We start from the raw sequence: 26768 nt of genomic DNA, 5'->3' as shown, positions 1-26768 counted from the left end.
GTCGGTCAGTCCGCCCAGCCCTCCAGAACGATCTTGCCGACCGTACGTCCGGTCGCGATCGCAGCGTGTGCGCGCTCCAGCGAATCGGCGCTGATCGTTCCGAGATTCGTGGTCGATGTGGCGCGGACGACACCCGAATCGACCAGGCCGGCGACCTGATCGAGGATCCACTGCTGGTGACGGGAATCCGGCAGGAACAGGGGATCGGTGAACATCAGCTCCCACAGCCAGGCGATGCTCTTCTGCATCAGCGGCGACACGTCGCGGGGGCCGTTGTCGATCGCGACGATGGTTCCGAACGGTGCCACCACCCGCGCATAAGTCTCCACCTGACCCGACGAATGCGCGGTGAAGAGCCAGGACACGCCTCGCGGCGCGAGCGCCTGGACCTGAGACGCGAGGTCGCCGTGGTGATCGACGACCTCGTGGGCACCCATGGTGCGGGCCCAGTCCGCGTTCGCCGCGCTCGCGGTGGCGATCACCCGCACCTCCGGTGCCAGGGTCCGCACCAGCTGCGTCAGGATCGAGCCCACGCCACCCGTGGCGCCCACGACGAGAAGGTCACCGGCCGACTCACGCTTCAGCCCGAACCGATCGAACGCCGTCTCCCACGCGGTGAGCGCGGTGAGCGGGAGCGAGGCGGCCTCGCCGAACGTCACGCTGCGCGGCTTGTGGCCCACCAGTCGGGACGCGACGCGCTGAAATCGCTGATTGCTTCCCGCCATCGCCAGGCTGCCGGCGTAGAAGACCTCGTCGCCGACACTGAATCCGTCGACGCCCGCACCGACGGCCGTCACGACCCCGGCCGCGTCGTAGCCCAGGATGCCGAAGTCGCCCGCCGGCGGCTGGGAGCGGCGCATCACGTCCACCGGATTGACCGACACGGCCTCCACGCGGACGACGAGTTCGCCTGACTCGGGCACGGGGATCGCGCCCTGCCGTGCTTCGAATGCGCCCGGCGCGAGCGACTCGGAGAATCCGATCATGGTGTTGGTCTCTGCGTTCATGCGCTCAGAGTTCCACGGGGCGTGGGGGCGACGGCCGGATCGTCGGAGAGCTGGCCCGGAACTGTCGAACTTTGGCCCTCGAGCGGCTGATCGGCAGTGGCTGGTTCAGAACCGATCGATAGAATCGGGTCATGCGCTCCCATTCGCCGCACCGCGTGGTCGTCCTCGCCCAGGACGGCGCGTATCCGTTCGAGATCGGCATCCCCGCGCGGGTCTTCGGAGCCGCCGACGGCGCCTACGAAGTCTCCCTCGTCACCCCGACCGGTGGCCCGATTCGCACGAACGCCGGATTCGATGTGGTTCCCACCACCGAAACGCGAGCTCTGGCCGACGCGGACACGGTCATCGTCACCCCGATCGACACATCGCTCCTGCGGCGTCAGGCTACCGATGACGTGCGCGCGGCGCTGGCCCTGATCCCCCGGAGAGCACGGATCGTGTCCATCTGCACCGGGGTGTTCACTCTCGCCTCGGTGGGGCTGCTTGCTGGGCGCACCATCACGACCCACTGGCAGTGCGCGGAGCTGTTTCGCGAGTGGTATCCGCACGTCACCGTGGACGAGAACGTCCTCTTCGTGGATGGCGGCGACATCCTGACGTCGGCCGGCGTCGCCAGCGGCATCGATCTCTGCCTGCACCTGATCCGGGTGGATCACGGAGCCGAACTCGCGAATCGCGTCGCCCGGCGGTGCGTGGTGGCCCCGCATCGCGATGGCGGACAGGCGCAGTTCATCGAACGGCCGGTCCCGGAGGTGGCTGACGCTTCGACGAGTCGCGCCCGTGCCTGGGCGCTGGAACACCTGGATGAGCCGCTCACCATCACGCAGCTCGCGCGCCACGCGCTGATGAGCGAGCGGACCTTCACGCGCCGATTCCGCAGTGAGACGGGACTTTCGCCGCGCCAGTGGCTGACGCGCCAACGGCTGACGGCGGCCCGAGAGCTGTTGGAGCGCACCGACCTGGGGATGAGCGACATCGCGGCTGCGGTGGGATATGCGACGCCCACATCGCTGCGCACCCATCTGGTGTCTGCGCTCGGTGTTTCTCCGACGACGTATCGACGGCGGTTTCGCACCTCGCGTCCGGGGGCCGGCGTCCGCTGAGGGCTCGCCCCGCACGGTGCGCGGGCTACTGCAGCGCGAGCGGAGAGTGCGCTGTCGTGGGCACCGCGATTGTGCGGATTCGGGACTGCGCGCTGAGTGGTGCATCACGACCGCGGTGCGAGAGCGAGGGATGGCGATCCGTGCGCGCGCGGGGAGAATGCGCTGTCGCGAACGCCACGGTGTGCGGTGAGGCCCGTGCGTCCGGGGGCCGCTACGTGTTGAGTCTCGGGTGCCCACGAGCTTGCGTGGTGCGTTGCGAGGTCCGGTCGCGATGCGATGCGGCAGAGCGGATGTCGCGACGCCGGTGCGTATGCCGCAGCGAGCACGCCGAGCGGGATACTGTGGCACCGTGGCGCGAACGGATCCTGCCTGGGACACGGAGCACCTGCCGGATCAGACGGGGCGGGTGTTTCTCATCACGGGTGCCACCGCGGGGCTCGGCTTCTTCGCCGCAGCACAGCTCGCGCGCACCGGGGCTCACGTCATCCTGAGCGGTCGCAATCCGAATCGCCTCTCCGCGTCTCGTGCGGCCATCATGCGTCGGGTGCCAGAAGCATCGACTGAGTCGATCCTCCTTGACGTCACCAAGGGCGGATCGATCCGCTCTGCGGCGGCCACCCTGCGCTCACGTGAGCGGCTGGACGGGATCATCTTGAACGCCGGCGTTGTGCATCCGCCCAAGCAGCGTGAAGAGGCCGAAGGGCACGAACTGGTGCTGCAGACCAACGTGCTCGGTCACTTCGCCCTCGGGGGTGAGCTTCTTCCGGCGCTCGCTCGCACCGGTCTCCGCACCCCCGGCGCGCGTATGGTGTGGCTGGGGTCCGTGTCGGTGGCGTCGTGGCGGTCCCGGGACCTCGCGCCGGAGCTCGAAGCGGGATACAAGGTGGCGCGTGCGTACGTGCAGTCCAAGTTCCTGGTCCAGGCGCTCGCGGCCGAAGCCGACCGACGTCTGCGCGCGGCCGACGTGCCAGTGGCCAGCGTGATCGCCCATCCGGGCTACTCGTTGGGGGGACGTTCCGCGGGAATCGCCGGGGTGAATCAACCTTCGCGCCTCAAGCGATTCTTCGCCAACCTGCAGGCCCCGATCGCGCAGTCGAAGGAGGCGGGGGCGACGAACGAGGTGCGCGCCCTCATCGATCCCGCGGTCGGACCTGGCGACATGGTGGGTCCGGTCGGACGGCTGCGCGGAGAGCCGCGCATCACCGACCGCGACGCCCGGAACCCGCTGACGGCGATCAGCGCTGAGCCGGAGGTCGGTGCGGCGGCGTGGGCGTTCTGTGAAGACGCGACGCGCACGGTGTGGCCCTTCGCTCGCTTCGGGCGCTGAGGGCGGCCGCGTTTCGCTTCGCTGAGGGCAGCGGGCCGTCGCCCGGGCGATTCCGCCGGCGTCCGGTCGAGCGGCGACCGGCTTCAACGGAGGACGATGTCGCGAATGGAGGACCAAATCCGAGTGTGCGTCTTCTTTTGGCGACAATGTCCTCCGTTGGCGACAGGCTCGGGCCGGACAACGGTGCGGAACGCGTGACTGCGAACGAACTAGACCTCGGCCGCAGGCCGCGCCCGAGCGGTGGGAGGATGGGCAGGTGACGACACCGATCCCCGTGCTCATCGACTGCGATCCCGGACACGACGACGCCTTCGCCCTCTGGCTGGCGCTCGGCAGCGATCGCCTGGACGTTCGCGGTGTGACTGCTGTCGGCGGCAATGCCGGGCTCTCGCACACCGAGCGAAATGCGCGCGTGGTTCTCACGGTCGCAGGTGTCACGGATGTCCCCGTCGCGGCGGGTGCGGCTGAGCCGCTGGAGCGCGAGCTGGAGACGGCGGAGTGGATCCACGGTGAGAACGGCCTCGGCGGCCCGGAGTTGCCACCCGCCGGATTCGAGCTCGACTCCCGGGATGCCACCGCTCTGATGGTGGACGTCCTGACCTCCTCCGACGAGCCGGTCGCGATCATCGCCACCGGTCCGATCACGAACGTCGCCCTGCTGGTGCGCGATCATCCCGAACTGCACGAGCGCATCCGCGAGATCGTGTGGATGGGCGGATCCACGGAGCGCGGCAACGTCACACCGTACGCCGAGTTCAACGCGTGGGTGGATCCGGAGGCGCTGGATATCGTGGTGCGATCCGGGATTCGCTTCACGATGGTCGGCCTGAACGTCACGCACACCGCACTGGTCACTCCCGAGGTGCGCGAGCGCGTGGCGGCGGTGTCGAACAACACCGGCCGGTTCGGCGCCGAACTGTTGGATTTCTTCTGCGCGACGAACAACGAGGTCTTCGGCATGCCGGAGGGCCCGCTGCACGATCCGGTTGCGGTCGCGGTGCTCGCGGCACCGGAGACCATCACGTCGGTACACACCCGGCTCGACGTCGAGCTGGTCGGGCCAGAGACCCGCGGTGCCACCAGCGTCGATCTCGACGGCATGCTGCGACGCGAGCCGAACGTCCACGTCGTCACCGCGCTTGACGTCTCCGCATTCTGGGATCGTGTGGTGGCGGCGCTTCGCACGCTGGCGTAATCGATGAGATCTCCGCTCGGTTGAACGCCACCCGGCCGCGTTCGACATACGTCCCCGTGCCCGTCACCGCGGTCGCAGACACCGCGAGACTTCCGTCTGTGGGTGAGAATCAGCGCGTGGCGCCGATTGTCGCCCACAGACGGAAGTCTCGCGGGGAATGGTGTTGGCGGAGGAGGGCGATGCCGGGCCGGGGCGTTCTGGGCGGGGATCAGCCCTGAGTGAGCCAGCTTCGATAGGCGTCCACCGAATAGGGACGGCCGAGGAAGGCCTCGACGAGGTCCGCGGCATCGCGGGAGCCGCCGGGAGCCAGAATCATGTCGCGGTAGCGCTGGGCGGGGCCGGGAGCCATCAGATCCGCATCGAAGCCGGTGAGCAGATCGCGGGCGATGACGAGGCTCCACTGATACGTGTAGTAGCAGGAGCCGTATCCCGTGAGGTGCCCGAAGCCCGCATACGAGTGCGTGTTCGGCAGTCGCCGCACCGGGCTGGCGGACTCGTAGTACCCCTCCACGGCGGTGGCGATGTCGGCGGGACGATCCACGTGCAGGTGGAAGGACGTGCGCGCGTGACCCAGCTGCGTGCGGACACCGAGGGCGCGTCCGAACGCGTCCGCCGTCCGCATCCGATCGACCAGCGCGGCCGGGATCTCCTCTCCCGCATCGTTGTGCGCGAAGGTTCGCAGCACGTCGTGGTTCCACGCCCACTCCTCCAGCATCTGGCTGGGCGCCTCCACGAAGTCCCACTCCGTGGCGACCCCGGAGAACGGCGCCCAGCGCTGGCGGCCGCCCAGGATGGCGTGCACCAGGTGCCCGAACTCGTGGAAGAAGGTCGTGACTTCGTCGTGTTCCATCGCGCCGCGGGAGAAGTTGCACACCAGCGCGGCCTCGGGAAGTACCACGTCGGTGACACCGGGAGCGATCGGGAAGCAGGCTGCGTGGTTGTACTTGCCATCACGCGGATGCAGGTCCAGGTGAATGCGTCCGATGCGCTCATCGCCCTGCAAGACGTCGTAGGTGCGCACGTCCTCGTGCCAGGAGGATGCCGCGGTCGGAATATAGGTGAGACTGAACAGCCGTGCCGAGGTGTCCAGCAGTCCTTCCAGCACACGGTCGAACGAGAAGTAGGACCGCACAACCTGCGAGTCGACGTCATAGCGCTCGCGGCGGACCGTGCCGAGGAGGTAGGGGAGGTCGCTGGCCAGTACCTCGGTGGCGGCCGGGTCGTCCTCGCGCAGCCGCTCCAGCAGCAGTTCGTACTCGGGCATCATCGCGTCGCGCGAGGCCTCGTCCACCTCATCGAGGAACCGAGCCACATTCGCGGAGGACCCGACCATCCGCGTCTCGGTCTCGTAGTCGGCCCAGTTGCCGTATCCGAGGAGATGGGCACGCCGCTCGCGAACGTCGAGCAGTTCGGCGAGCACCGCGTCGTTCTCCGGCCACGCGAGATCGCCGAACGCGGTCGAGATAGCCAAACGTGTGGCGCGATCACGAGCATATTCTCTAACCGGCATGAGGTCCGGATAGTCGGTCGAGATGGTCACCAGACCCTCCTCGTCCGCCGGGTGGGAGTCGATGAAATCCTGCGGGAGCCCGGCGAGCGACTCCGGGGTGACGCGGATCTCGCGTCGGCCTTCACGGATATTGCGGCCGAAAGCGAGACTCAGCTCCGTGTCGCGGTCGGCGAGTCGGGTGACTTCGGCGCGCGTGGCCGGGTCGAGGTCGACGCCTCCGCGGCGGAAGTCACGCAGCACATGCTCGCGCAGTCGTGCCGCATCGGTGTCGAGGCCCTCCACGTCTGTGGCCGCGAACACCGCGGCGAGGTCGGCATCGGCCATGAGCTGCGCCTCGATGGCGCCGGCACGCGTGACCCGCTCCTCGGCGCCCGCCCGGATGTCGCGATCGGGATGCGTCTCAGAGATCAGGGAAGCCTCGGAAACCACGCTGATCAGCGCGATCTGGAGGCGGTTCCACAGCTCCAGCACCTCGTGGGACGTGCGGTCGGCACCGTCCTTAAGCTGCTCGGCGAGTGCGACCGCCTCGGCCAGACGATCGTCATAGCGCGTGGTGGTGAAGGCGGTCCAGTCGGCGTTGACGGCAGGGAAAGCGATGGGTTCGATCACCCCTCGACCCTATGCGCCCTGCGCGCGCATCGCACGGGTCGATCCCGGCAGAGCGTCAGACGGTCAGCCAGATGGCGACTTCGGCACCCTCGGGCACCGGGGATCCGACCACGAACTCTGATCCCACCTGGATCCCCGCGTCTTCGATGGCGCACAGCAGGTCCGGATCGCGATCGCTGACACGCAGGACCCGTCCCCGGTGCCCGATGTGCGCATCGCCGAGCAGGACGAAAGGCTCGCGCTCGATGTGGCCCGCGGCATCGGGGATGGCGTCGCCGTGCGGATCGAATCGGGGGCGACCCAGCTGCTCGTCGATGGATTCCAGCAGGCGGTCGCTGATCGCATGCTCCAGCACCTCGGCCTCGTCGTGCACCTCGTGCCAGGCATAGCCGTGCTCACGCACGAGCCATGTCTCGATCAGACGGTGGCGGCGGAGCATGCCCAGCGCGCGGATCGTGCCTCCGTCGGTCAGCCGGATCGCACCATACGGCTGGTGCGAGACCAGACCGGCGGCGGCGAGCTTCTTCACCATCTCCGTGACGCTGGAGGGCGCGATGCCGAGAGCGCCGGCAAGCACCGAAGGAGTGATCGGATCATTCTGCCACTCGGTGTGCGCGTAGATGGTCTTCAGATAGTCGTCGACCGCAGGGGATGCCACGTGACAAATCTAGCCCGCTTCATCGTGCGCAATCGGCGCACCCTCCCGGGGCGGAGGGGCCGACGGCGCACGATGAAGTCGGGGCTACGCCTCCAGAAGCGTCTCGCCGATGTAACCGTCGGCCTCGCATCCGGGCGGGATGGCGAAGACGGCCGATCCGATGGGCGTGGTCCAGGTGTTCAGCAGATCCAGCTCGTCGAGCCGGCGCTGCAGAGGCGTGAACTGCCGTGACACGTCAGCCTGGAACGAGCCGAACAACAGCCCGGACCGGCTCACGGCATCGCCGATCGGAGCCTCGTCATAGTTGTATGCCCGTCGGAGAATGCGTTCATCCGGGTTGTCACTACGGGCCCGACGCACGTGCGAGAAGTCGGGGATCACCGGGAAGCCGAGTGAGGTGGTGGCCTCGAAGTCCGGCTCGTCGTGCTCCTTCGTTCCCGTCAGCGGCGCGCCGGAATCCAGGAAGCGACCCATCGACTGCTCGCGCCCGGCCCGATCCACCTCATCCCACGTATCGAGGTTCATCTCGATCCGCCGCAGCACGAAGCTCGTGCCGCCGGCCAGCCAGCCTTCGTCGATCCACACCAGACGATCGAAGTCGGCCGTCCCTGGAACGAGGTTGCTGGTTCCGTCGACCTGTCCGAACAGATTGCGCATCGTCGTTCCGGAGGCCTCCGTCCCGCGGGAACGCCGGAACCCGGACTGACTCCAGCGCACCGACGTGAAGGAGCGGGCGTCCTTCAGCAGCATCCGGGTGGCGTGGGCCAGGGTGACGGCATCGTCCGACGCGATCGCGAGCAGCAGGTCTCCGTCACTGAACTCCGGCCGCAATCGGTCGATGCTGAACGCCGGAAGCGGCGCAAGCCAGCCGGGCGCCGTGCCCGCGGCGCGGGCGACGAACGCGGGGCCGAAGCCGAACGTCACGGTCAGCCGCGCGGGCGCGACGGTCAGCTCGGGTTCGGTATCGGCCAAGGCCGCCCGCCCGGCAGTGAGCCGGGCGGCGTCATCCGTGAGCACGCGCATGAGCCGTCGCAGGTCATCCCGATCGACGTGTTCGCGCAGGTCGAGGGCGATGAACGTCGCGTGTGCCTGCGGCGGGGTGTCGATACCAGCCTGATGTTTCCCGTGGAACATCACCGTTTCGCTGCCGTGCAGCTGCTCGGCTTCCGGGAGCGCCGCGGGTGCGGAGGGACGGGCCAGCAGCTGGTCCGCCCCGATCGCGACCGCGGCCCCCACGCCGGCGACAGCCCCTCCGAGGAGGAACTGCCGCCGGCTCGCCAGGCGTCGGCGCGGCGTGAGGGAGTGGTCGCTCGTGGTCACGGTGTGGGGTCCGAGGTGTGCTCGCCGTGGTCCATTCCGCTCATGCCGTCACCGCTGTAGTTCTCGTTGGCACCCGTGAAGTCCTTCACCGGCGCCTCCACCACCAGCGTGGATCCATCGGACAGCGTGAGCGTGATGGAGACCTCGTCGCCCGCAACGAGATCGGATGCGAGGCCCATGAGCATGATGTGATTGCCGCCGGGCTCCAGGGTGAGCGACCCGTGCGCCGGGACGGTGAAGCCGCCGTCGATCGGACGCATGGTCATGTTCCCCGACGCGTCCATGACGGTTTCGTGCAGTTCGATCTCCGCAGCGGCTGCGGTGCCCGAGAGCTCCACGGCCGCCGACGTCACGGTGAGATCGGCGTCGCCATGGTTGCTGAGCGTGCCGAATGCGGCGGTCATGTCGCCCGTCTTCGCGGCCTTCGTCCACGCGTCGGTCAGGGTGAGGGCCGTCTCCGCGTGCGACGCGGAGCTGGAGGTGCTGGCGGCGGGGGCAGCGTCGGCTAAACCTGCGCACCCGGCGAGGCCGAGGGAGAGGACGAGGGCGCTTACCGTGACGAGCGCGGAGCGAGAGAAGAGGGTGTTCATGAGTGGGACTTTCCGTTCGTGGTGTCAGTGGTGTTGTCGGTGTTGCGGCGCGAGCGGCGGTTCAGGACGAGGATCAGCACCAGCACGCCGACCGCGACGACGGCACCCCCGGCACCGATCAGAACGGTGCGCAGGACAGCACTGTCGTCCGACGCTGCCGAGGCATCGGTGCTTGACGTGGTGACCGCCTGGGTGTTGTCGGGAGTCGTGCTGTGCTCGTGATCACCGGCGGCGGTGTCTTCTTCTCCCGTGTCGGTGTCACCCGTGGCGGCACCGTCACCGGCCGAGTCGTCCCCGGCGGTGGGCGTCGGCAGAGGTTCGGCGTCGCCCACGGTGAACGGGACGTAGCCGCTGATCGGGTGGCCGTCGCTGGACACCACGCGCCACCGGATCTGGTAGCCGCCCACGGGGAGCGTGTCGAGGTTGGCCGTCACGGTGGTGCCATCCGCGACGGGTTCGTCGACGAGGTGGTCGGCGCCGTCGGCATCCACCACGGTCATCGCGAGACCGGTGTCCATGATGGCGGCCGAGAACTCGAGTGTGACGACGGTGGGTGCGGTGTCGAGCTGCGCATCTGCAGCCGGATCGGAGGAGACGAGCTGATCGTGCGCAGACGCTGCGGTGGGCAGCGCGAACACGGTGAGGATCGCGAGGATCGCGCCCGCCATCGCGGTGCGCAGTACGCGCCCGCTGGTGTGAGATGAGGTGGACATGGGGGCCTTTCGGTGATGCCGGGAGTGCCGGCGGAGGATGGTGCGCGAACGCACGACGGGTGAGTGCTCGGCCATGGAGCGGAGCACGGGGTGCGGGCCTTCGGGGTCAGTGGGACTGGTCCCCGGCGGGGCCCAGGGTGGATCTGCCGGGTTGCAGGGCCTTCGGTCTGGACTCACGGCATGCTTCTGCCGTTGCGGACCGCACCGACGGGGACGACATGGGTCGCACCTCTGGGAGGACACGGGCCACGAGGTCGAGACGGCGTGGATCGCACCGACGGGGACGACGAGGATCGCCCCGGCTGAGCTGCGCGAACCGCGCTGCAGTCAGGCGAAGGGCTGCCGTGACGACACATCCCGCCGGGAACTCCCGGCGCGTCAGATCACGAGGCGAGTCGAATTCCGCCGGCCCGTCCGGGTCCGCTCGCGCGGGCCCGGAATCGACCAGACGCGCTGCACCGGGGCGGGTTTTCTCCGCGCAATGGCGGCGGCGTCAGCCACGACGTTCGCCTCACCTTCGTGAAGCGTGGCCGCGAGCGTTACCCGACTGCGCCTGTGTCGCGAGCTGAGCGAGCCTTTCGACTCACTGTCACCCGCTCAGGGACCGACGGAGCGGCACGCGTGCGCCGCCACGACCTGCCCGCTTCGCACGACGTTCATTCGCGGAAGCGGGAGATTCAGCGCACGCTGACGCAGGGATGTTCGCGGACGGTTCAGAAACCCGCGACGGGGAGGGGCGGACCGCGCCGACGAAGGGCGCGCAGCAGGGGAGCCGGGCGCGGGGAGATTCGACGCGGGGCCGGGATCGGCGTGCGCACGGGAAGTCGAGTGGCGATCGCGCCGAGGATCAGGCGCACGCGCCGTGCGGAGGCCGCGACGATCTCGCGCACCAGCCCCAGTGCGGATCGCACCGTGCTCTCGCCCCGGTGCAGGGCGGTGATGGTGAGTCCTGCCGCCACCGTGTGGCCGAACCACATGGCGGCCGTCGTCGGCACGATCGTCATCGGTGACGAGGCCGCCATCGCCGCGGCGAGGTCAGCGCCGTGCAGGTGGCCGCCGATGACGGAACCTGCACCCAGCACGAACAGCGCGTGGAAGATCGCCTGACTGATCACCACGGCGATGCTGAGGCGGATGGCGGACAGCTGCCGACCCGCGAGCAAGATGCAGACCGCCGCAGAGAGCAGCAGCGGCACGATCAGTCCTGCCGCGGCCGGCATGGACCCGCCGGCAGCAACGTGCGAGACGAGTGCGGTGAAGGTCGCGATGGACGCCGCGGCCGAGCCGCGTGCGATCCGGGGAAGCGGCGACCGACGCATGAGTCCAGTCAATCAGGTTCTGTGCCGGTTCGGGAATCGGGTCACCCACCGCTGAAGGTGAGCCACAGCAGCATGACGTTCAACGCGATCAGCGCCGCCGCCACCAGGAGGCCCAGCGCACTGGTGACGACATGATTGCGCTGTGCGCCCATGACGTCGCGTCGGGAGGTCAGGCGCACCAGCGGAATCACCGCGAACGGAATGCCGAACGAGAGCACCACCTGACTCAGCACCAGGGCGAACGTGGGGTCGATGTCGAGTCCCAGCACGATGATCGCCGGAATGAGCGTGATCGTACGGCGCAGCAGTACCGGCACGTCCACCTTCAGCAGGCCGTGCATCACGTCCGCGCCGGCGTATGCGCCGACCGAGGTCGACGCGAGTCCCGAGGCCAGCAGCCCCACCGCGAACAGCGTCGCGATCACCGGTCCCATCGCTGCCGACAGCGCGGCGTGGGCCCCTTCGATCGTGTCGGTGCCCTCGACGCCCGCGAGGTGAGTCGCGGCCAGCAGCAGCATGCAGAGGTTGACGCTGCCCGCGGCGATCATCGCGATCGAGACGTCCCACCGGGTCGCGCGCAGCAGCTTTCCCACGGCCGGGCGGCTTCCGTGGTCGGCACCGAATCTGTCACGCACCAGCGCCGAGTGAGCGTAGATCGCGTGTGGCATGACGGTGGCACCGAGGATTGACGCGGCCAGGAGCACCGATCCGCTCCCTTCGAAGCGGGGAACCAGCCCGCCGATCACGTCGCCCGCGTCGGGCGGAGCGAGCAGCATCCCCGCGCTGAACCCGATCGCGATGATCACGACCATCCCGATCATCACGCGCTGGAAGGGGCGGATCCCGCGTCGCGACGCGAGGGTCAGGAGTCCGAGGGACACGACGCCCGTTATCAGGCCGCCGAGCATCAGCGGTACCCCGAACAGTAGGTGAAGCGCGATCGCCCCGCCGATCACTTCGGCGATGTCCGTGGCCATCACGACGAGCTCAGCCTGCAGCCAGTACGCGATGCGTGCGGGGCGGCGTCGCATGCGTGCGCCGATGAGTTCGGCGAGGCTCTGGCCCGTGACGATGCCGAGCTTCGCGGACAGGTACTGTACGAGCCATGCCATCAGGTTGGCGAGCACGACGACCCACACCAGGAGGAACCCGAACTCGGCACCGGCGGACATGTTGCTGGCGACGTTTCCGGGATCGAGGTAGGCGATGCCGGCCACCAGCGCCGGGCCCAGCAGCCAGCCGGAGCGGGGGACACGGGTGGGAGGGGCGTCGAGTGTTTTCGGCATGCCTAAAACCCTACGCCACATTTTTAGGCCTGCCGAAAAATCCTGATCGCACCGATGTGTCCTGGGCGGTGCGAGCGGCCACCGAGACACGGACTAGCGTTGAGGGGTGAGCGAGGAGACCGCGGAGCGGAGTACGTACGGTGTGGGGCCCTGGGAAGGCGACTGGCCGACGGACCCCTGGTACGACCCCGAGCTGCTGCGCGACGGCGATACCCGGAACGTCATCGATCGCTACCGCTACTGGAGCATGGCGGCGATCGTGGCGGACCTCGACACCCGCCGCCATCCGTTCCATGTGGCGATCGAGAACTGGCAGCACGATATGAACATCGGCTCCATCGTGCGCAGTGCCAACGCGTTCCTCGCCGATACCGTGCACATCATCGGTCGCCGTCGCTGGAATCGTCGCGGCGCGATGGTCACCGACCGATACCAGCACGTCGTGCACCACGAGGACGTCGCGTCATTCCTGACGTGGGCTCGAGGCGCGGGTCTTCCGGTGATCGCGGTCGACAACGTGGGTGACGCGCTGCCCGTGAACCGCGCGGATCTCCCGGAGGCCTGCGTGCTGCTGTTCGGGCAGGAGGGCCCCGGCCTGTCTCCGGAGGCGCTCGCCGGAGCGGACGGATTCATCGAGATCACCCAGTACGGATCGACCCGATCGATCAACGCCAGCGCCGCCGCGGCCGTGGTCATGTACGAGTGGTGCCGCCGCTACGCGGACTGATACGGCGGCGTCCCGTGTGCGTTGTCACGTCGCTGCGCGCGCGAGCAACGCTCGTCGCTCACCGCACGCGGAGCGAGACGACGGGACCTACCGGGCGACGGACTGCATCGCGACTCCGGCCTCGGCGCTCGCGGACATCGCCACGGTGGTGGCTGTTCCGCCGGCGACGTCGATGCTCAACACCGTGGCTTCGGGGTCCAGATTCGGCGAGCACGTCAGCGACTCGGGAGCGGCCGCGCTGCCCGCGGTCGTCACCACAACGGTCACGGTAGCCGCGCCGAACCCGGTGCAGGCGATATCGATGCGTGCGTCCGCGTCGCCCGAGACGTCCGCCTCCTCCTCGTGTCCGGGCGCGATGACTTCGTCCTTGCGCCAGAGCGGCACCTCGGTGCCGAACACCTGAGCGGACCAGTACGACAGATCGATCTGATCCAAGGACGGGGGCGCGGTGGCGGTCATCGCCGGATCCGGAGTCGGCACCCGTGTGCCGGTGGCCGGCGCACTGTCATCGGACGCTGCAGTCGCGGTACATCCCACGATGCCGATCGCGACGAGGGTGAGAGCTGCGGAGGCGAGGGGGCGGCGCATGCAGCCACGCTAACCCGACCCACCGCGCGAATCCCGCCGACCCGCCCCGAGCGGACCGTCGACGCAGTCGGAAGATGGAAATCGCCTCTCCGCGGCGAGTTTCCGATGCGTTTTCCAGCTCTCCGCGGGTGCCGGCCGGGTGAGGTCGAGGGCGCGACGGGGCGGATCCCCTGCGCTCGCGGGGTCAGGCCGGGGCGTTCATCCACTGGGTGCCGCGGATACGCCAGCCCAGGGTGAGCAGCCGCGCGATCATGTAGACGCCGAAGAAGCACACCGACACCCAAGCGAGTCCCGCGGCGTCGGCAGGATTCGTCACGCTGACGAGCACGAGCGCCGGCACCATCGGCACGAGCGTCAGCGCTCCGGCGATGGCGAGATAGCGGACGTCTCCCGCGCCGATGAGGATGCCGTCGAGCACGAACACGATCGCGCAGATCGGCTGCGAGACGGCCAGCACGATGAGAGCCGGCTGGATCAGCGAGGCGAGCGCCGGGTCGCCCGTGAAGAGCAGGCCGATCACGCCCGAGAGTGCGCCGATGACCATCCCCACGATGACGCCGAACCAGAGCCCCCAGCTGAGCAGTCGGCGCAGCACCGCCTGTGTCGCGCGTCGATCCCCCACCCCGAGCTGCTTGCCGACCAGCGCCTGCGCCGCGATGGCGAGCGCGTCGAGCGCGAACGCGGCAGTGGAGAAGATGGTGAAGACCACCTGGTATCCGGCGAGCTCATCGGTCCCGATTCCCGTGACCACCGCGACCGTCACCAGGAGCGCGATGCGCAGGCTCAGGCTGCGCAGGAACAGCCAGCCGCCGGACTTCGCCGACCCGCGCACGCCTTCGCGCTGCGGGCGTCGGGAGGCTCCGTGCTGCTGTGCCAGTCGTGCCGCGATGAGCACATATGCCACCACCATGCTCCACTGGGCGACAACGGTGCCGAACGCCGAGCCGCCGATTCCCCAGCCGAACCCGTAGATGAACAGGGCGTTGAGGAGAGCGTTCAGCGCGAAACCGCCGCCCGCGATCCACAGGGTGATGAGCGTGTTCTGCATGCCGCGCAGGAGACCGGTGGCTGCGAACACGATGAGCATCGCGGGAAGTCCCCACATCGAGATCCCGAGGTATTGCTCGGCCTGATGCGCCACCGCCTGCGTCGGTCCGAACAGCTGCACCAGGAACGGAGTGGCGCCGTAGCCGATCAGCGCCAGGATCGCGCCGAGGCCCAGAGCCAGCCACATGCCGTCGATGCCGACGGACACGGCCGAGCGCATATCTCCGGAGCCGAAGCGGCGGGCGACCGCGGGGGTCGTGGAGTAGGCCAGGAAGACCATGAGCCCCACGATGGTCTGCAGCACGGCAGAGGCGATCCCGAGTCCCGCCAGCGGTGTGGTACCGAGATGACCGACAAGGGCGGAGTCGATGATGAGGAACATCGGCTCGGCGATCAGGGCGCCGAGTGCGGGCAGCGCGAGTCTCAGGATGTCGCGATTGAGGGTGTCTGCCACGAATCCACCCTATTCGGCACCGCGAGACTTCCGTCTGTGGGCGGCAATCGCCGCGTTGCGCGGATTCTCGCCCACAGAGGGAAGTCTCGCGGGTCATGGGGTGACGTGACACGCGACGGGTGTCAGCGGGGGCGGGGGAGGCGGATGCGGAACTCCGTGCCGACGCCCTCCTCGCTCGTCACACTCATCTCGCCGCCGTGGGCGAGCACGATCGCGCGTGTGATCGTCAGCCCGAGCCCCACGCCCGGAACGGCGTTGCGGGTCGCGGTGGAGGCGCGGAAGAAGCGGGTGAACAGCTTCTTCTGCTCGTCCAGCGGAATGCCCATGCCGGTGTCTCGAACACGCACCACCGTGGCATCCTTTTCCGGAGCCACCTCCACCGTCACCGAGCCGCCCGCCGGCGTGAACTTCAGCGCGTTGGATAGCAGGTTGTCGACAGCCTGGCCGAGGCGGCCGGCGTCGCCCGAGATCGTGACGGGCTCGTCCGGCACCTTCACGTGCAGGTCGATCCGATCGCGCACCGCCTGCGGCCCCGCGGAGGCGACCGCCGACCGGACCACGGCGGCGAGGTCGATGCTCGTGCGCTCGACGGGGAAGCGTCCCGACTCCACCTGTGCCGTGAACAGCAGATCGCCCACCAGCTTGAGCAGCCGCTGCGCATTGCGCTCGATCACCTCGACGAAGCCGAGCTGCTCGTCGGTGAGCGGGCTCGCCGGGTCGGTCTGCAACAGGTCCAGGAAGCCGACGATCGAGCTCAGCGGGGTGCGCAGCTCGTGCGAGATCATCCCGACGAACTCGTCCTTCATGCGAGCGATCTCGGCGGTACGGGTCTCGTCGCTGAGCACGAGGAGGTACCCGATCGGCCGATCCGCGCCATCGCGACGCAGGGTGACGGTGAGGCGCGCGGGGAAGATCGAGCCACTCGCGGTGACCGCGTCGATGTCGCCGTCCACCTCGGCGCCGCCGTCGACCATCGCGAACAGGGCCGCGACGGGGGACGGGGATCCGCCGCCCGTGAAGCCCGCGAGCGAACCCGCAGGGAAGAGGTGCTCGATGCCGACACCGGCGAGCGCCGCCTCCTCGGTGTGCCCCAACAGACGGCGTGCCCCGGGGTTCCACGACACCACTGCGCCGTCGTTGTCGGTGGCGATCATCGCCTGCGCCGTGACGGACGCCCACAGGCTCTCGTACGAGTCCAGCAGCCCGCGATACTGCTGCTCCGACTCCCGCAGGCGCAGGACGATCTCCTGGTTCTCGCGCAGGGCACGCGTGCGTTCGGCCACGAGCCGTTCCGCTCTTCGCAGGTTCCGCCGCTGCTGGCGGGACAGCTCGTTGACGACGGCGGCGACGGCCGCGAACACGAGCGGCGAGATCACTCCGCGGAGCCAGTCGACAGCGTTGCTGGGCGGCGTCGCGAAGTACGGCATGAGCAGGGCGACGGAGGTGAGCACCGCAACGATGAACACGTGTCGGCGCCCGGGGGTCGCTGCCAGCCACACCACGGGCAACAGCACCAGCGAGCCGAACAGCGATGTCGTCCCGCCCGTCCCCGCGCGGAACAGGCCGATGGCGAGAATGTCCACCATCGGGATCGCGAGCACCCACCACCCGTCCGACAAGCCCCGCCGACTCATCACGGCTGCGCCCACGGTTGCCAGCGCCACGACTCCGATGCCGATCAGCGCGAGGAGGAGGTTGCTGAAGTCGAGACCCGGAACGGCCAGCACCAGCAGCAGCGCGATGAGGACCGCGCCGATCGTCGGCAGCTGCTTGACGAGCGGATTCGGGTCGTCGATCAGCCCGTACCAGCGCCCTCGCGTCCGCTCCGAACGCAGGCCGCTCACGGGTACATCCGCTGCATCATGTCGTGAAATTCCGATCCCCGCACGGGCTTGGGCAGCGCCGCGTCGGCCGCGGGGTAGTCCGCTTCGTCCAGCACCGAGCTGATGACCAGCCGGCAGTCGGGGAAGCGCTCGCGCACTCGCAGCGCGCACTCGGCGCCGGAGATGCCCGGCAGCAGCAGATCGATGATCGCCACCTGCGGGCAGATGTCGTCCAACGCCGCGATCGCCGCCTCGGCGTCGAGGGCCGCAAAGGTGTCGAAGCCCTCGCGACCGAGATAGCGCCGCAGCAGCTCCACCTGATCCTCGCTGTCCTCCACCACGAGGGCGAGTGGTCGGGGGATCATCGCAGCAGCACTTCGCGCAGGACGACCACGGCCGCCACGACGATCAGCGCGACGAGCGCCTGGGGGATCAGCAGCCGCTCACGGCGGGCATCTCGCGCGATGTCCCGCGCGTCCCTCTCCGCATCACGGGGTGAGTGAGCGCTCATGCGGCGACCCTTCCGACCTTCTCGGTCTTGACCCACGACGCATCCGCGCGCCGCCATTCCTTGATGTACGAGTCCACGGTGATCGCACACAGCAGCGATCCGTAGCCGAAGACATAGAGCATGAGGCCCGCGAGGAACCGGCCGCCCGGCAGCCGCTCGGCGTATCTCGCGACCCAGGCGCCGAGCATCGACACGGGTCCCCAGAGGTAGAAGATCACCAGCAGGGTGATCTGTCCCTGATGCCCGAGCGTCACGCCGAACACGGTCTGTGCGATGAACTCCGGCAGATTCGGGAAGAGGGCGGCGAGCATGAGCAGCACGGCACCGATCCCGGGGAACAGCACCGCTTCACGCCACGAGCGCCACCCCACCCTCGGGTCGAGCTGCACGGAGAACGCGATCAGATAGATGTACACGCAGGCGGTGAAGATCCACATGTAGCGGAATGCGGCCTCCGCGATGTCGCTGTGCAGCATGAGGAGTACGAGCAGCGCGGCCGACGCCAGCAGCATGAACGCGGGCAGCAGCAGGATGCTGAACCACACCAGTCCGAACGACAGGCTGCCGAGCCGGTGCTCGCGGCTCGGGCGGAACCACAGCCGCTTGTAGATCGACGTCAGCTGCACGTTGCCGCGCGCCCAGCGCAGTCGCTGCTTCCAGAGGGCATCGATCGTGCGCGGCTCTTCGGCCAGGACCACGGCGTGCGGCTCGAACACCATGCGGCGACCGTGGAGTTGACCCTCGAACGTGGTCATCGTGTCCTCGGCGAGCGTGCCCGTCGGGATGCGCCCGCCGATCGCCTCGAGGTTGGCGCGCGAGTGCAGCTGCGCGCCGCCGGCCAGACACGCGATCGCGCCCTGCACGTTCTGCGTGCGTCGTGCCGCCAGCTGCGAGATCACGTACTCGATCGCGATGAAGCGCGTCAGATAGTTGCGATCGGCACTGCCCTCGGCGATATAGGCCGTGACCGCTCCCACGCGCTCGTCGGCCAGGTGACGGGCCATCTTGCGCAGCGAGTCGTGCGCGAAGATCACATCGGCGTCCATGATGAGCACGGCGTCTGCCCAATCGTCGGCGAGGATCCGGCTGATCCCGTGGTTCAACGTGTGCGCCTTGCCCTCACCGCCCACCTCGCGACGCAGATGCACCACGCGGCCGGGGTGGCGAGCGGCGCGCTCGCGGACGACGTCCGGGGTGTCATCCGTGGAAGCGTCATCCACCACGAAGATCCGCAGCAGGTCCTCCGGATAGTCCAGCGTCAGGAGGCGGTCGATGGACGAGCCGATCACCAGCCCCTCGTTCCACGCCGGGATGACGACCGCGACCCGCGGGGTGTGCGGTCGGGCACTGCGGTAGTGGTTACGCACGGCGTGCAGCGGAAGCAGCAGGAACTGGTAGGCCGACGACAGCACCGGAATGGTGCCGAGGAACACGCACACCAGCAGCACCACGATGAGCGCGAGGTCGAAGCCGTTCACGGCAGATCCTCGATGAGTTCGCGGACCCGCGCGTACTGGCCCACATCGGCGGCGGTGTGACTGTCTGTGGCTGCCACGAGCTCCACGCCGGCGGTCCGAGCCGCGGCGAGCGCGGCCGGTGCCGGACACGCCCACTTCTCGTTGACCTCGACGACGGTGCTTGTGTCGCGCGCGGCTTCGGCCCACGCGGTGAGGCGTTCCACGCCCACCGCGGATTCCTCGATGCCGAGCTTCGGCAGCAGCGAGAAGCAGTGTGCGAGCTGGTTGCCCGGATGCCGCTGCATCACCGCGAGGAGCGCTGCCACGTAGTCGTCCAGCACATCTGCGATCGCCCACCCCTCCGCGATGCGGCGCCGCACCTCCGTGGGTCCGAGCGGGCCCTCGATGGACGGGAACTGGTGGTCCGCGATGAGGATCCGGTCCACACCGTCCGGCAGCGACGGGATGTCGAGCGTCCCGGCCCGATCCAGGATCTTCGCCTCGACCCCGGTGTGCAGTTCCAGCCCCTCGGGAACGACGAGCGCTCGCATGGTACGGACATAGTCGGGCACCCACGTGGTGCTCTGCCGGACGTGATCGACCAGGCGAAGTTCCCGCAGTCCGGCGGCGTGCGCCGCAGCCACATTCTCTTCCGGCGTGGAGACAGCGTCATCGGAGAACGTGGAATGCACGTGATGATCGCCGCGCAGGAGCTCGATCATCAGTCGTCCTGGTGTCCGGCGTGGGCCGACTCGAGCAGGTCCGACGGGTCGAGGATGACGTCCTCCAAGAAGCGCACGGTGGCGAGTTCCCGGAACGGCAGGCGATCCGGCAGCTCCACGCCGGTGAACAGGTCCACCACGAGGGATGGAATGTCGACACCGGCGGCGACAGTCAGCGGCAGCGCCCCGGGGAAGCGCGGGTTGACCTCCAGCAGCACGGCTCGACCGTCGCGATCACGACGCAGCTGCACGTTGGCCACGCCGACCAGTCCGATCGCCTCCGCGATACGCGCAGCTGCATCTTCGAGCTCCGGATCATGCACTGTGCGGCCGGCGATGGCCACCCCGGAGTCGACGCGGGTGCGGGTGCGCGGTACCGCGGCGACCACCCGCGAGTCGTGATCGGCGATGACGTCCACCGAGTACTCCTCGCCGGGCAGGAAGTCCTGCACGATGAGGTCGGCGTCGGTCGGCAGCGATTCCAGCGCCGCGCGATCGGGAACGAGACGGATGCCGCGGCTGCCCGCGCCGCGGCGCGGCTTGGCGAACACCGGGAAGGTCCAGTCGACCGCGAGGGCGTCGGGGCCGGCCGGCTCGGTGCGCGGCACGAGCCCGGTGTGCTGGCAGCGCCGCGCCAGGGCCAGCTTGTCCAGGGCACACGCGAGCGTATCGGCCGTCGGCGCCGCCAGCACGGCCGGCGCGAGTTCACGGCGACGATCCGCGAGCTCGATGAGTTCGACATCCACGGTCGAGATCACCACGTCCAGGCGATCCTGCGCCACCAGTCGGGCCAGCGCGGGAACGAAGTCCGGATCGGCACCCGGCGGGACCAGACGTCGCTGCTCCGCGGGCACCAGATAGATGCCGCTCGCCCAGCCGTCCATGTCGGCAGCGAAGACTGTGACGTCGCTGCGCTTGAGCAGGGAACGGATGACGGCGACACCGGCAGGACCGCCCGCACCGGTGACGAGGACGCGGATCGGCATCATGCCTCCTGTTCGGCGTACGCGTGCACGCGGCTGAATTCGGCGGTCTCGTGCAGAATCTCCAGGGGCTCCACCGCGGACCCGCCGCCGAACCGCGACCAGTACCGTGCGGTGGCGGTCACGAAATCGGATGCCAGATAGTCGCGGGACACGGTCTGCGAGCCGAAGCACGCCAGCAGTTCGAGCTTGCGTGTCAGGTAGTCCTCGATGCGCACGAAGCGGGTCGGGTGGAACTCGATCGTGGCCGAGGGGCTCTGATAGCAGGCGACCGTGCCCACGCGTCGTGTGGCGACGGTGGTCGCCTCGCTCACCGCGCGATGATCCTGATGCCGGTCGTGAACGCTGTGGGTGTAGACCACCGTGGGCTGCACTTCGGCGACGACCTCCTCGATGAGGCGTACGGTCGCACCGCCGCCGGAGATCTCGGTATCCACCAGGTCCTTGAGGAACAGCCGCGCGCCGAGCAACTCGGCGGCGGCCAGCGATTCGCCCTGGCGGCTGTCGGCGTTGCCGCCGCGAGAGCCGCGAGACAGGGTGAGGATGGTGACCTCGTCCCCGGCGGCGGCGTGAGCCGCAAGGATCCCGCCGACGCCGATCTCCACGTCATCCGGGTGCGCGCCCACCGCCAGCACGACCTCGCGGCGATGACCGCGACGCGCACGGCCCTCCTCGGCCAGGCGCTGCACGACCTCTACCAGGCGCGCGTTGTCGAGCGGTTTTGTGAGGAACTCATCGGCCTGGGCTCGCAGCGCCGAGACCGCATACTCCACCGACACGTGTGCCGTCATGACGACGACGGGAACACCTGGCATGCGCCGGCGCAGCTCCGCCAGCAGCTCCAGTCCGCTGAGACCCGGCATCTCGATATCGGTGACGACGAGATCGGGCCGGAACGCGCTGACACGGGACAGAGCGGCTTCACCGCTGGCGGCGATCTCCACCTCGGCACCGGCACGACGCTCGAGCAGGACTTTGACCAGGAGGGCGACGTCGGCATCGTCGTCGACGACCAGAACCCGGGGCGCGGTCGGAGGAGCTTCGGGGGACATGACACTCCTTGAGGGGTGGGAGGTATGTCGATTCTGGCACGCGTGTGCACGGGGCATACCAGCCCCGGCGCGTCGCGAGACCGCTCTGGCAGTACCGGCCTTTGTCGCGGGCGCAGATCAGATGCAATGGTGCTTCACAGTCTCGATGTCCGACGGGGCACATATCCTTATCGACATGACGGAAAACCTGCGCTCTGGATTGCTCTCGGAAGACTTCTCCCCCACCATCCGGCCGCAGGACGACCTATACCGATTCGTCAACGGAACCTGGCTCGATCGCACCGAAATCCCCGCAGACAAGGCCCGCTGGGGATCCTTCATGCTGCTGGCCGAGGCGGCCGAGACGCACGTGCGCGAGATCGTGGAGGAGTCGCAGCAGGCGGCGCCCGGCACCACCGCACGCAAGATCGGTGACATCTACGCCTCCTTCATGGACGAGGAGGCGATCGAAGCCGCCGGTAACGCTCCGGTGCAGGCGCAGTTCGCCCGCGTCGACGCGGTCACCGATGTCCCGTCGCTGCTGAGCCTGCTCGGCACGCTGGACCGCGAGGGCGTCGCGTCGCTGCTCGGACTGTTCGTCGAGCCCGACCCGGGAAACCCGGAGCGCTACGTCCCGTTCCTGGTGCAGTCCGGCATCTCCCTGCCGGATGAGAGCTACTACCGCCTGGAGAACTTCGCCGAGGTGCGCGATCAGTACCGCGCTCATGTCGCCGCGATGCTGCGCCTCGCGGGTGTGACGGACGCCGACGAGCAGGCCGAGCGCGTGTTCGCGCTGGAGACCGAGATCGCCTCCCACCACTGGGACAACGTCCGCAGCCGGGATGCCGTGGCCACCTACAACCTGCGCACCTGGGACGAGCTGCAGCAGGCCGCGGGTGTCGATCTCACGCCCTGGCGTGACGCGGTGGCCGTCGCTCAGCCCGAGGCATTCGCCGAAGTGGTGCTGTACCAGCCGAGCTTCGCCGAGTCGCTCGGATCGCTGCTCGTGGCCGAGCGCCTGGACGACTGGCGCGCGTGGCTGCGCTGGCGTCTCGTGCACGCCGCAGCGCCGTACCTCGGCAGCGCCTTCGTCGAGGAGAACTTCGCCTTCTACGGCACCGCGCTCACCGGCGTGCCCGAGATCCGCGCCCGCTGGAAGCGCGGCGTTTCGCTCGCGGAGGGCGCGCTCGGCGATGCGATCGGCAAGGTCTACGTCGAGCGTCACTTCCCCCCGGCGGCGAAAGCTCAGATGGACACGCTGGTCGCCAACCTCATCGAGGCCTACCGCCAGAGCATCGAGACGCTGGACTGGATGGGTCCCGAGACCCGCGCGAAGGCGCTCGACAAGCTCTCGAAGTTCACCCCGAAGATCGGCTACCCCGACGTCTGGCGTGAGTTCGACGGACTGGAGATCGCCGCGGACGACCTGCTGGGCAACGTGCTGCGCTCCAACCAGTTCGAGCACGACCGGCAGGTCCGCCGGGTGGGTCAGCCCATCGATCGCGACGAGTGGCTCATGACGCCGCAGACGGTCAACGCCTACTACAACCCGCTGATGAACGAGATCGTGTTCCCGGCGGCCATCCTGCAGTTCCCGTTCTTCGAACTGGATCGCGATGCAGCGGCCAACTACGGCGGCATCGGCGCGGTGATCGGTCACGAGATCGGCCACGGCTTCGACGACCAGGGCAGCCGCTTCGACGGCGATGGCAAGCTCGAGGACTGGTGGACCGACGCGGATCGCGCGGCATTCGAGGAGCGCACGGCGTCCCTCATCGCGCAATACGACCAGCTCACCCCGCAGGGCCTCGGCGAGGAGCACCACGTCAACGGAGCGCTCACCATCGGTGAGAACATCGGTGACCTCGGCGGCCTCGGCATCGCGCTCCGCGCGTACGAGCTCTCGCTGGAGGGCTCAGAGGCGCCGGTCATCGACGGCTACACGGGCGTGCAGCGTCTGCTGCTGTCGTGGGGTCAGGTGTGGCAGCTCAAGATCCGCGAGGCCGAGGCCGTCCGTCTGCTGACGGTCGACCCGCACTCGCCGAACGAGTTCCGCTGCAACCAGATCCTTCGCAACGTCGACGCGTTCTACGACGCGTTCGAGGTCACCGAGAAGGACGCGCTCTTCCTGCCGGCCGACGAGCGTGTCACCATCTGGTGACCGTTCGGCCGTGAGCCGGACGAGGAAGCAGCAGCGGATGATCGAGGCCGCGGGTTCGAGCGACGACGCGGGTGAGGTGCGCCCCACCCGCCGCTCGAGTCGCGCCTCGCAGCCAGCACCGGTGTCGCGCCGGCGCGGTGGCCCCACGAAGCGTTCCTTCGACTCCACGCTTGCGGCACTCAGTGACCTGGCGCGCGCCGGTGCACGGGTGTCGGCGCATGTGTGCGACCTCGACAACGACATGGTGGTGTTCGCCGGCGACGACTTCGTGTCGCTTCCGGTGGCGGACGTCGGATCGGTGGCCATCCTCGTGGAGGTGGCCGCCGCCTTCCAGGACGGCCGACTCGATCCCGCCACGACGATCGCGCGTTCCGCGCTGAGCGGTTCGGTGTCCCGCGGGCTCTGGGCGCACCTGCGCGCAGACGAGCTGGCGCTGTCCGACCTCGCCGTGCTGTCCGCGGCGGTCGGGGATCAGGCCGCCACGAACGCCCTGCTCGCGCAGGTGGGGTTGCCGGCCGTCAGCGCTCGGCTGGAGAAGCTGGGCCTCGCTCATCTGGCGGTGCTTGACGAGCACCGCGACAGCCGCGGCCCCGACGACGCTCCGCACTTCGCGCTGGGCACCACGCGCGAGCTCGCCGAGCTGATGACGCTCATCGTCAACGGCGCGGCGGTCGACGCTGCCGTCAGCGCACAGGTCGGGGAATGGCTGAATCTGGCCACCGACCTCAGCATGGTGGGGGCGGCCACGGGACTCGATCCCTACGATCACGAAGACGATAAGCATCGTCTGCTGTTCGTCAACAAGACCGGCCGTGCCGACGGTGTGCGCAGCGAAGCGGGCGTGCTGGCCGGACCGCGAGCGGGCGTCGCATACGCCGTCACCGTCGCCTTCGACGACCTGTCGTCGGCGCATCGCCTGCAGGTGGCCGAGGCGCTGCGGATTCTCGGGCTCGAACTCATGGAGTACGTGCACTGAGATCGGAGGCGGCGCTCCGCCTACGATGTGCACATGATCCCAGATGACTGGACCGAGCATCGGCGTGCCGAAGACCGCGAGCTGCTCGGCTGGATCCGCCCCGAAGGTGACGCCTGGGTCGCGGTGAATCTGCTCGGCCGGGAGGTGCCCGGAGTTGTCGACTGGTTGGACGCCGAGGCATCACTGGACTCCATCGGTCTGAGCTGGCTCGCCGACAAGTGGGTGCTCGATCGCGAGGACGGCCGCGCCTGGGCGGTGCGGCTGGTGGAGGTCACTCCGGAGCGCGTCGTGGTGAAGACCGATGACTTCGACGCCATCGATGCGCCGACCGAGATGATCGAGCTGGAGTGGCCCGCCCCGCGGACGCTGCGGCACCCCGAGCCCGGCGAACATGCCGCGAGCTCGTGGGACTGAGGGCGGCGTTCGGATCGGTGCGCGCGGGCTGCCGGGAGACGAAGAGTCAGCGCGGCGGGGCCGCCGTGGAGGCGCGCACGATGAGGGTGGGCTCCGTGATGTCGAAGTCCTCGGCTTCCGGGTCGCGGCCCTCGATCTTCGCGATCACCCGCAGTGCGGCATCACGACCGACCGAACGAAACGGCTGGCGCACCGTCGTGAGGGCGGGGGAGGCGTAGGCCGCAAGATCGATGTCGTCAACGCTCACCACGGAGACGTCGTCGGGCACCATGCGTCCGGCCTCGTGAAGTGCGCGGATCACGCCGAACGCCATTTCATCACTCGCCACGAAGACGGCTGTGGCCTCGGCGATCCCCGCCAGCACCTGTCCGGCGCGGTATCCCGATTCCGGGGTCCAGTCCCCGGAGATCGTCGGTGGTGGGGTGATCCCGCGTTCGCGGAGCACGCGCGCCCACCCGTCGCGTCGTTTGTGCGTCTCGGCCCAGCCTTCGTCGCCGCTGATGTGCCAGACATTGTCGTGGCCGAGATCCAGGAGGTGCTCGGTCGCGAGGCGGGCGATGAGGTCCTGGTCGACGACGCCGGCGCGCCGATCGCCACGTTCCGTAGGGGTGCGCGCGAGGCGCTGTTGCATCGCTTCGTCTTCGAACTCGAAGGGAGCGACGAGGATGATGCCCTCGGCGCCCTGTCGCTCCAGGCGGTCGAAAGCGTCGATGAAGGCCGCAACCGGTGAGTGCTTGGCGACGGCGGTGGTGGTCACCGTGTAGCCGCGGTCGGTGGCGATGTCCTCGATGCCGGCGCTGATCACAGCCGACGAGTACTGCACGTTGGAGACGACGATCACGCCCAGCATCCGGGTGCGCCCAGTCGCGAGCGCTGCGGCCGCGCCGTGCACACGGTAGCCGAGCTCATCAACGGCGGCGAGCACCCGCTGCGCGGTCTCGGGTCGGACGGTGTCCTGCCCGGACATCACGCGTGACACCGTCTGCGCCGAGACGCCGGCGCGCCGCGCGACGTCCACCTGGTTCGGGGCGCGATCGGGCGACGGTCTTCGCGGCATGACCCCATGGTAGGCCTCGCGCGCCTTGCGTGCGGGACGATGTCGGCGATAATGTGAGCGCAAACATTGTGTCGATTCAACCGGAACGCTTGGCGATGACGTCTCACCTGAGGTCCCGGGGGAGCGTTGACTCACACGCCGGGTGCTGAGCGAGCGGAGAGAGACGGCGTGCCGCCGCTC

General features: G+C 68.8%; 25 protein-coding genes. 7 read left to right on the top strand and 18 right to left on the bottom strand.

The genetic code is table 11. The features are described from left to right. Nucleotides 1–5 precede the first annotated feature (5 nt). Nucleotides 6–1007, bottom strand: a complete 1002-nt coding sequence (locus ABTV68_RS19645) for a zinc-binding alcohol dehydrogenase family protein (protein ID WP_433675355.1) — start codon at nt 1005–1007, stop codon at nt 6–8. 131 nt (nt 1008–1138) lie between these two features. Between ABTV68_RS19645 and ABTV68_RS19640 the strand changes: the two genes are divergently transcribed. The 3 genes from ABTV68_RS19640 (at nt 1139) to ABTV68_RS19630 (ending at nt 4632) form a co-directional block, all read left to right on the top strand. Then, nucleotides 1139–2110 carry a GlxA family transcriptional regulator gene (locus tag ABTV68_RS19640; protein ID WP_433675354.1) on the top strand — a complete coding sequence of 324 codons (972 nt, stop codon included), beginning with the start codon at nt 1139–1141 and terminating at the stop codon, nt 2108–2110. 349 nt (nt 2111–2459) lie between these two features. Further along, complete coding sequence (locus ABTV68_RS19635; RefSeq protein WP_433675353.1) at nt 2460–3437, top strand: SDR family NAD(P)-dependent oxidoreductase; 978 nt, start codon at nt 2460–2462, stop codon at nt 3435–3437. 256 nt (nt 3438–3693) lie between these two features. Further along, the gene (locus ABTV68_RS19630) at nt 3694–4632 is read left to right on the top strand and encodes a nucleoside hydrolase (protein ID WP_433675352.1); all 939 of its coding nucleotides are present in this window, start codon (nt 3694–3696) and stop codon (nt 4630–4632) included. 208 nt (nt 4633–4840) lie between these two features. Here ABTV68_RS19630 and ABTV68_RS19625 read toward each other — a convergent pair whose 3' ends face one another. The 7 genes from ABTV68_RS19625 to ABTV68_RS19595 form a co-directional block, all read right to left on the bottom strand. Then, a complete protein-coding gene (locus tag ABTV68_RS19625; protein WP_433675351.1) occupies nt 4841–6751 on the bottom strand; it encodes a M3 family metallopeptidase in 1911 nt (636 codons plus the stop codon). A gap of 55 nt (nt 6752–6806) precedes the next feature. Next, nucleotides 6807–7409: a metal-dependent transcriptional regulator gene (locus ABTV68_RS19620; RefSeq protein WP_433675350.1), complete on the bottom strand. Its 603-nt coding sequence runs from the start codon at nt 7407–7409 to the stop codon at nt 6807–6809. An 84-nt stretch (nt 7410–7493) separates the two neighbouring features. Beyond that, entirely contained in the window at nt 7494–8729 is a 1236-nt protein-coding gene (locus ABTV68_RS19615) for a Dyp-type peroxidase (RefSeq protein ID WP_433675349.1), read from the bottom strand. Beyond that, nucleotides 8726–9319, bottom strand: a complete 594-nt coding sequence (locus ABTV68_RS19610) for a copper chaperone PCu(A)C (RefSeq protein ID WP_433675348.1) — start codon at nt 9317–9319, stop codon at nt 8726–8728. The genes ABTV68_RS19615 and ABTV68_RS19610 overlap by 4 nt, the downstream gene beginning before the upstream one ends. Next, on the bottom strand, nt 9316–10032 hold the full coding sequence (locus ABTV68_RS19605; RefSeq protein ID WP_433675347.1) for a copper resistance CopC family protein: 717 nt from the start codon (nt 10030–10032) through the stop codon (nt 9316–9318). The genes ABTV68_RS19610 and ABTV68_RS19605 overlap by 4 nt, the downstream gene beginning before the upstream one ends. Nucleotides 10033–10745: 713 nt before the next feature. Continuing rightward, on the bottom strand, nt 10746–11351 hold the full coding sequence (locus ABTV68_RS19600; protein ID WP_433675346.1) for a hypothetical protein: 606 nt from the start codon (nt 11349–11351) through the stop codon (nt 10746–10748). A 41-nt stretch (nt 11352–11392) separates the two neighbouring features. Next, entirely contained in the window at nt 11393–12637 is a 1245-nt protein-coding gene (locus tag ABTV68_RS19595) for an Nramp family divalent metal transporter (RefSeq protein ID WP_433675345.1), read from the bottom strand. Between the two features lie 106 nt (nt 12638–12743). On the opposite strand from ABTV68_RS19595, the gene ABTV68_RS19590 reads away from it, so the two are divergent. Further along, on the top strand, nt 12744–13364 hold the full coding sequence (locus ABTV68_RS19590) for a TrmH family RNA methyltransferase (RefSeq protein ID WP_433675344.1): 621 nt from the start codon (nt 12744–12746) through the stop codon (nt 13362–13364). An 87-nt stretch (nt 13365–13451) separates the two neighbouring features. Here ABTV68_RS19590 and ABTV68_RS19585 read toward each other — a convergent pair whose 3' ends face one another. The 9 genes from ABTV68_RS19585 to ABTV68_RS19545 form a co-directional block, all read right to left on the bottom strand. After that, on the bottom strand, nt 13452–13952 hold the full coding sequence (locus tag ABTV68_RS19585; protein WP_433675343.1) for a hypothetical protein: 501 nt from the start codon (nt 13950–13952) through the stop codon (nt 13452–13454). A 184-nt stretch (nt 13953–14136) separates the two neighbouring features. Continuing rightward, nucleotides 14137–15453: an MATE family efflux transporter gene (locus ABTV68_RS19580; protein WP_433675342.1), complete on the bottom strand. Its 1317-nt coding sequence runs from the start codon at nt 15451–15453 to the stop codon at nt 14137–14139. 122 nt (nt 15454–15575) lie between these two features. Continuing rightward, nucleotides 15576–17297, bottom strand: a complete 1722-nt coding sequence (locus ABTV68_RS19575; RefSeq protein ID WP_433675341.1) for a sensor histidine kinase — start codon at nt 17295–17297, stop codon at nt 15576–15578. After that, the gene (locus ABTV68_RS19570) at nt 17294–17641 is read right to left on the bottom strand and encodes a response regulator (protein WP_433675340.1); all 348 of its coding nucleotides are present in this window, start codon (nt 17639–17641) and stop codon (nt 17294–17296) included. The genes ABTV68_RS19575 and ABTV68_RS19570 overlap by 4 nt, the downstream gene beginning before the upstream one ends. Next, the gene (locus ABTV68_RS19565) at nt 17638–17787 is read right to left on the bottom strand and encodes a hypothetical protein (RefSeq protein ID WP_433675339.1); all 150 of its coding nucleotides are present in this window, start codon (nt 17785–17787) and stop codon (nt 17638–17640) included. The genes ABTV68_RS19570 and ABTV68_RS19565 overlap by 4 nt, the downstream gene beginning before the upstream one ends. Beyond that, nucleotides 17784–19265, bottom strand: a complete 1482-nt coding sequence (locus ABTV68_RS19560) for a glycosyltransferase family 2 protein (protein WP_433675338.1) — start codon at nt 19263–19265, stop codon at nt 17784–17786. Before ABTV68_RS19560 ends, ABTV68_RS19565 begins: the two co-directional genes overlap by 4 nt. After that, nucleotides 19262–19966 carry a PHP domain-containing protein gene (locus ABTV68_RS19555; RefSeq protein ID WP_433675337.1) on the bottom strand — a complete coding sequence of 235 codons (705 nt, stop codon included), beginning with the start codon at nt 19964–19966 and terminating at the stop codon, nt 19262–19264. Before ABTV68_RS19555 ends, ABTV68_RS19560 begins: the two co-directional genes overlap by 4 nt. Continuing rightward, nucleotides 19966–20952, bottom strand: a complete 987-nt coding sequence (locus tag ABTV68_RS19550; RefSeq protein WP_433677650.1) for an ATP-grasp domain-containing protein — start codon at nt 20950–20952, stop codon at nt 19966–19968. The genes ABTV68_RS19555 and ABTV68_RS19550 overlap by 1 nt, the downstream gene beginning before the upstream one ends. Continuing rightward, nucleotides 20952–22001, bottom strand: coding sequence for a response regulator (locus tag ABTV68_RS19545; protein WP_433675336.1), 1050 nt, complete (start codon nt 21999–22001; stop codon nt 20952–20954). The genes ABTV68_RS19550 and ABTV68_RS19545 overlap by 1 nt, the downstream gene beginning before the upstream one ends. A gap of 175 nt (nt 22002–22176) precedes the next feature. Between ABTV68_RS19545 and ABTV68_RS19540 the strand changes: the two genes are divergently transcribed. From ABTV68_RS19540 to ABTV68_RS19530, 3 genes are read left to right on the top strand one after another with little or no spacing between them, the layout of a single operon-like run. Beyond that, on the top strand, nt 22177–24141 hold the full coding sequence (locus ABTV68_RS19540; protein ID WP_433675335.1) for a M13 family metallopeptidase: 1965 nt from the start codon (nt 22177–22179) through the stop codon (nt 24139–24141). Between the two features lie 10 nt (nt 24142–24151). After that, the gene (locus tag ABTV68_RS19535) at nt 24152–25117 is read left to right on the top strand and encodes a serine hydrolase (protein WP_433675334.1); all 966 of its coding nucleotides are present in this window, start codon (nt 24152–24154) and stop codon (nt 25115–25117) included. A gap of 33 nt (nt 25118–25150) precedes the next feature. Continuing rightward, nucleotides 25151–25531 carry a hypothetical protein gene (locus ABTV68_RS19530; RefSeq protein WP_433675333.1) on the top strand — a complete coding sequence of 127 codons (381 nt, stop codon included), beginning with the start codon at nt 25151–25153 and terminating at the stop codon, nt 25529–25531. Between the two features lie 46 nt (nt 25532–25577). Here the strand turns inward: ABTV68_RS19530 and ABTV68_RS19525 are convergent, their stop codons facing one another. Next, on the bottom strand, nt 25578–26588 hold the full coding sequence (locus tag ABTV68_RS19525) for a LacI family DNA-binding transcriptional regulator (RefSeq protein WP_433675332.1): 1011 nt from the start codon (nt 26586–26588) through the stop codon (nt 25578–25580). Nucleotides 26589–26768: the final 180 nt, after the last annotated feature.

It is taken from the genome of Microbacterium gorillae (assembly GCF_050990725.1).
Lineage (GTDB): Bacteria > Actinomycetota > Actinomycetes > Actinomycetales > Microbacteriaceae > Microbacterium > Microbacterium gorillae_A.
The sequence above is the reverse complement of the archived record's forward strand: the minus strand, read 5'-3'. Positions and strand labels throughout refer to the sequence as shown.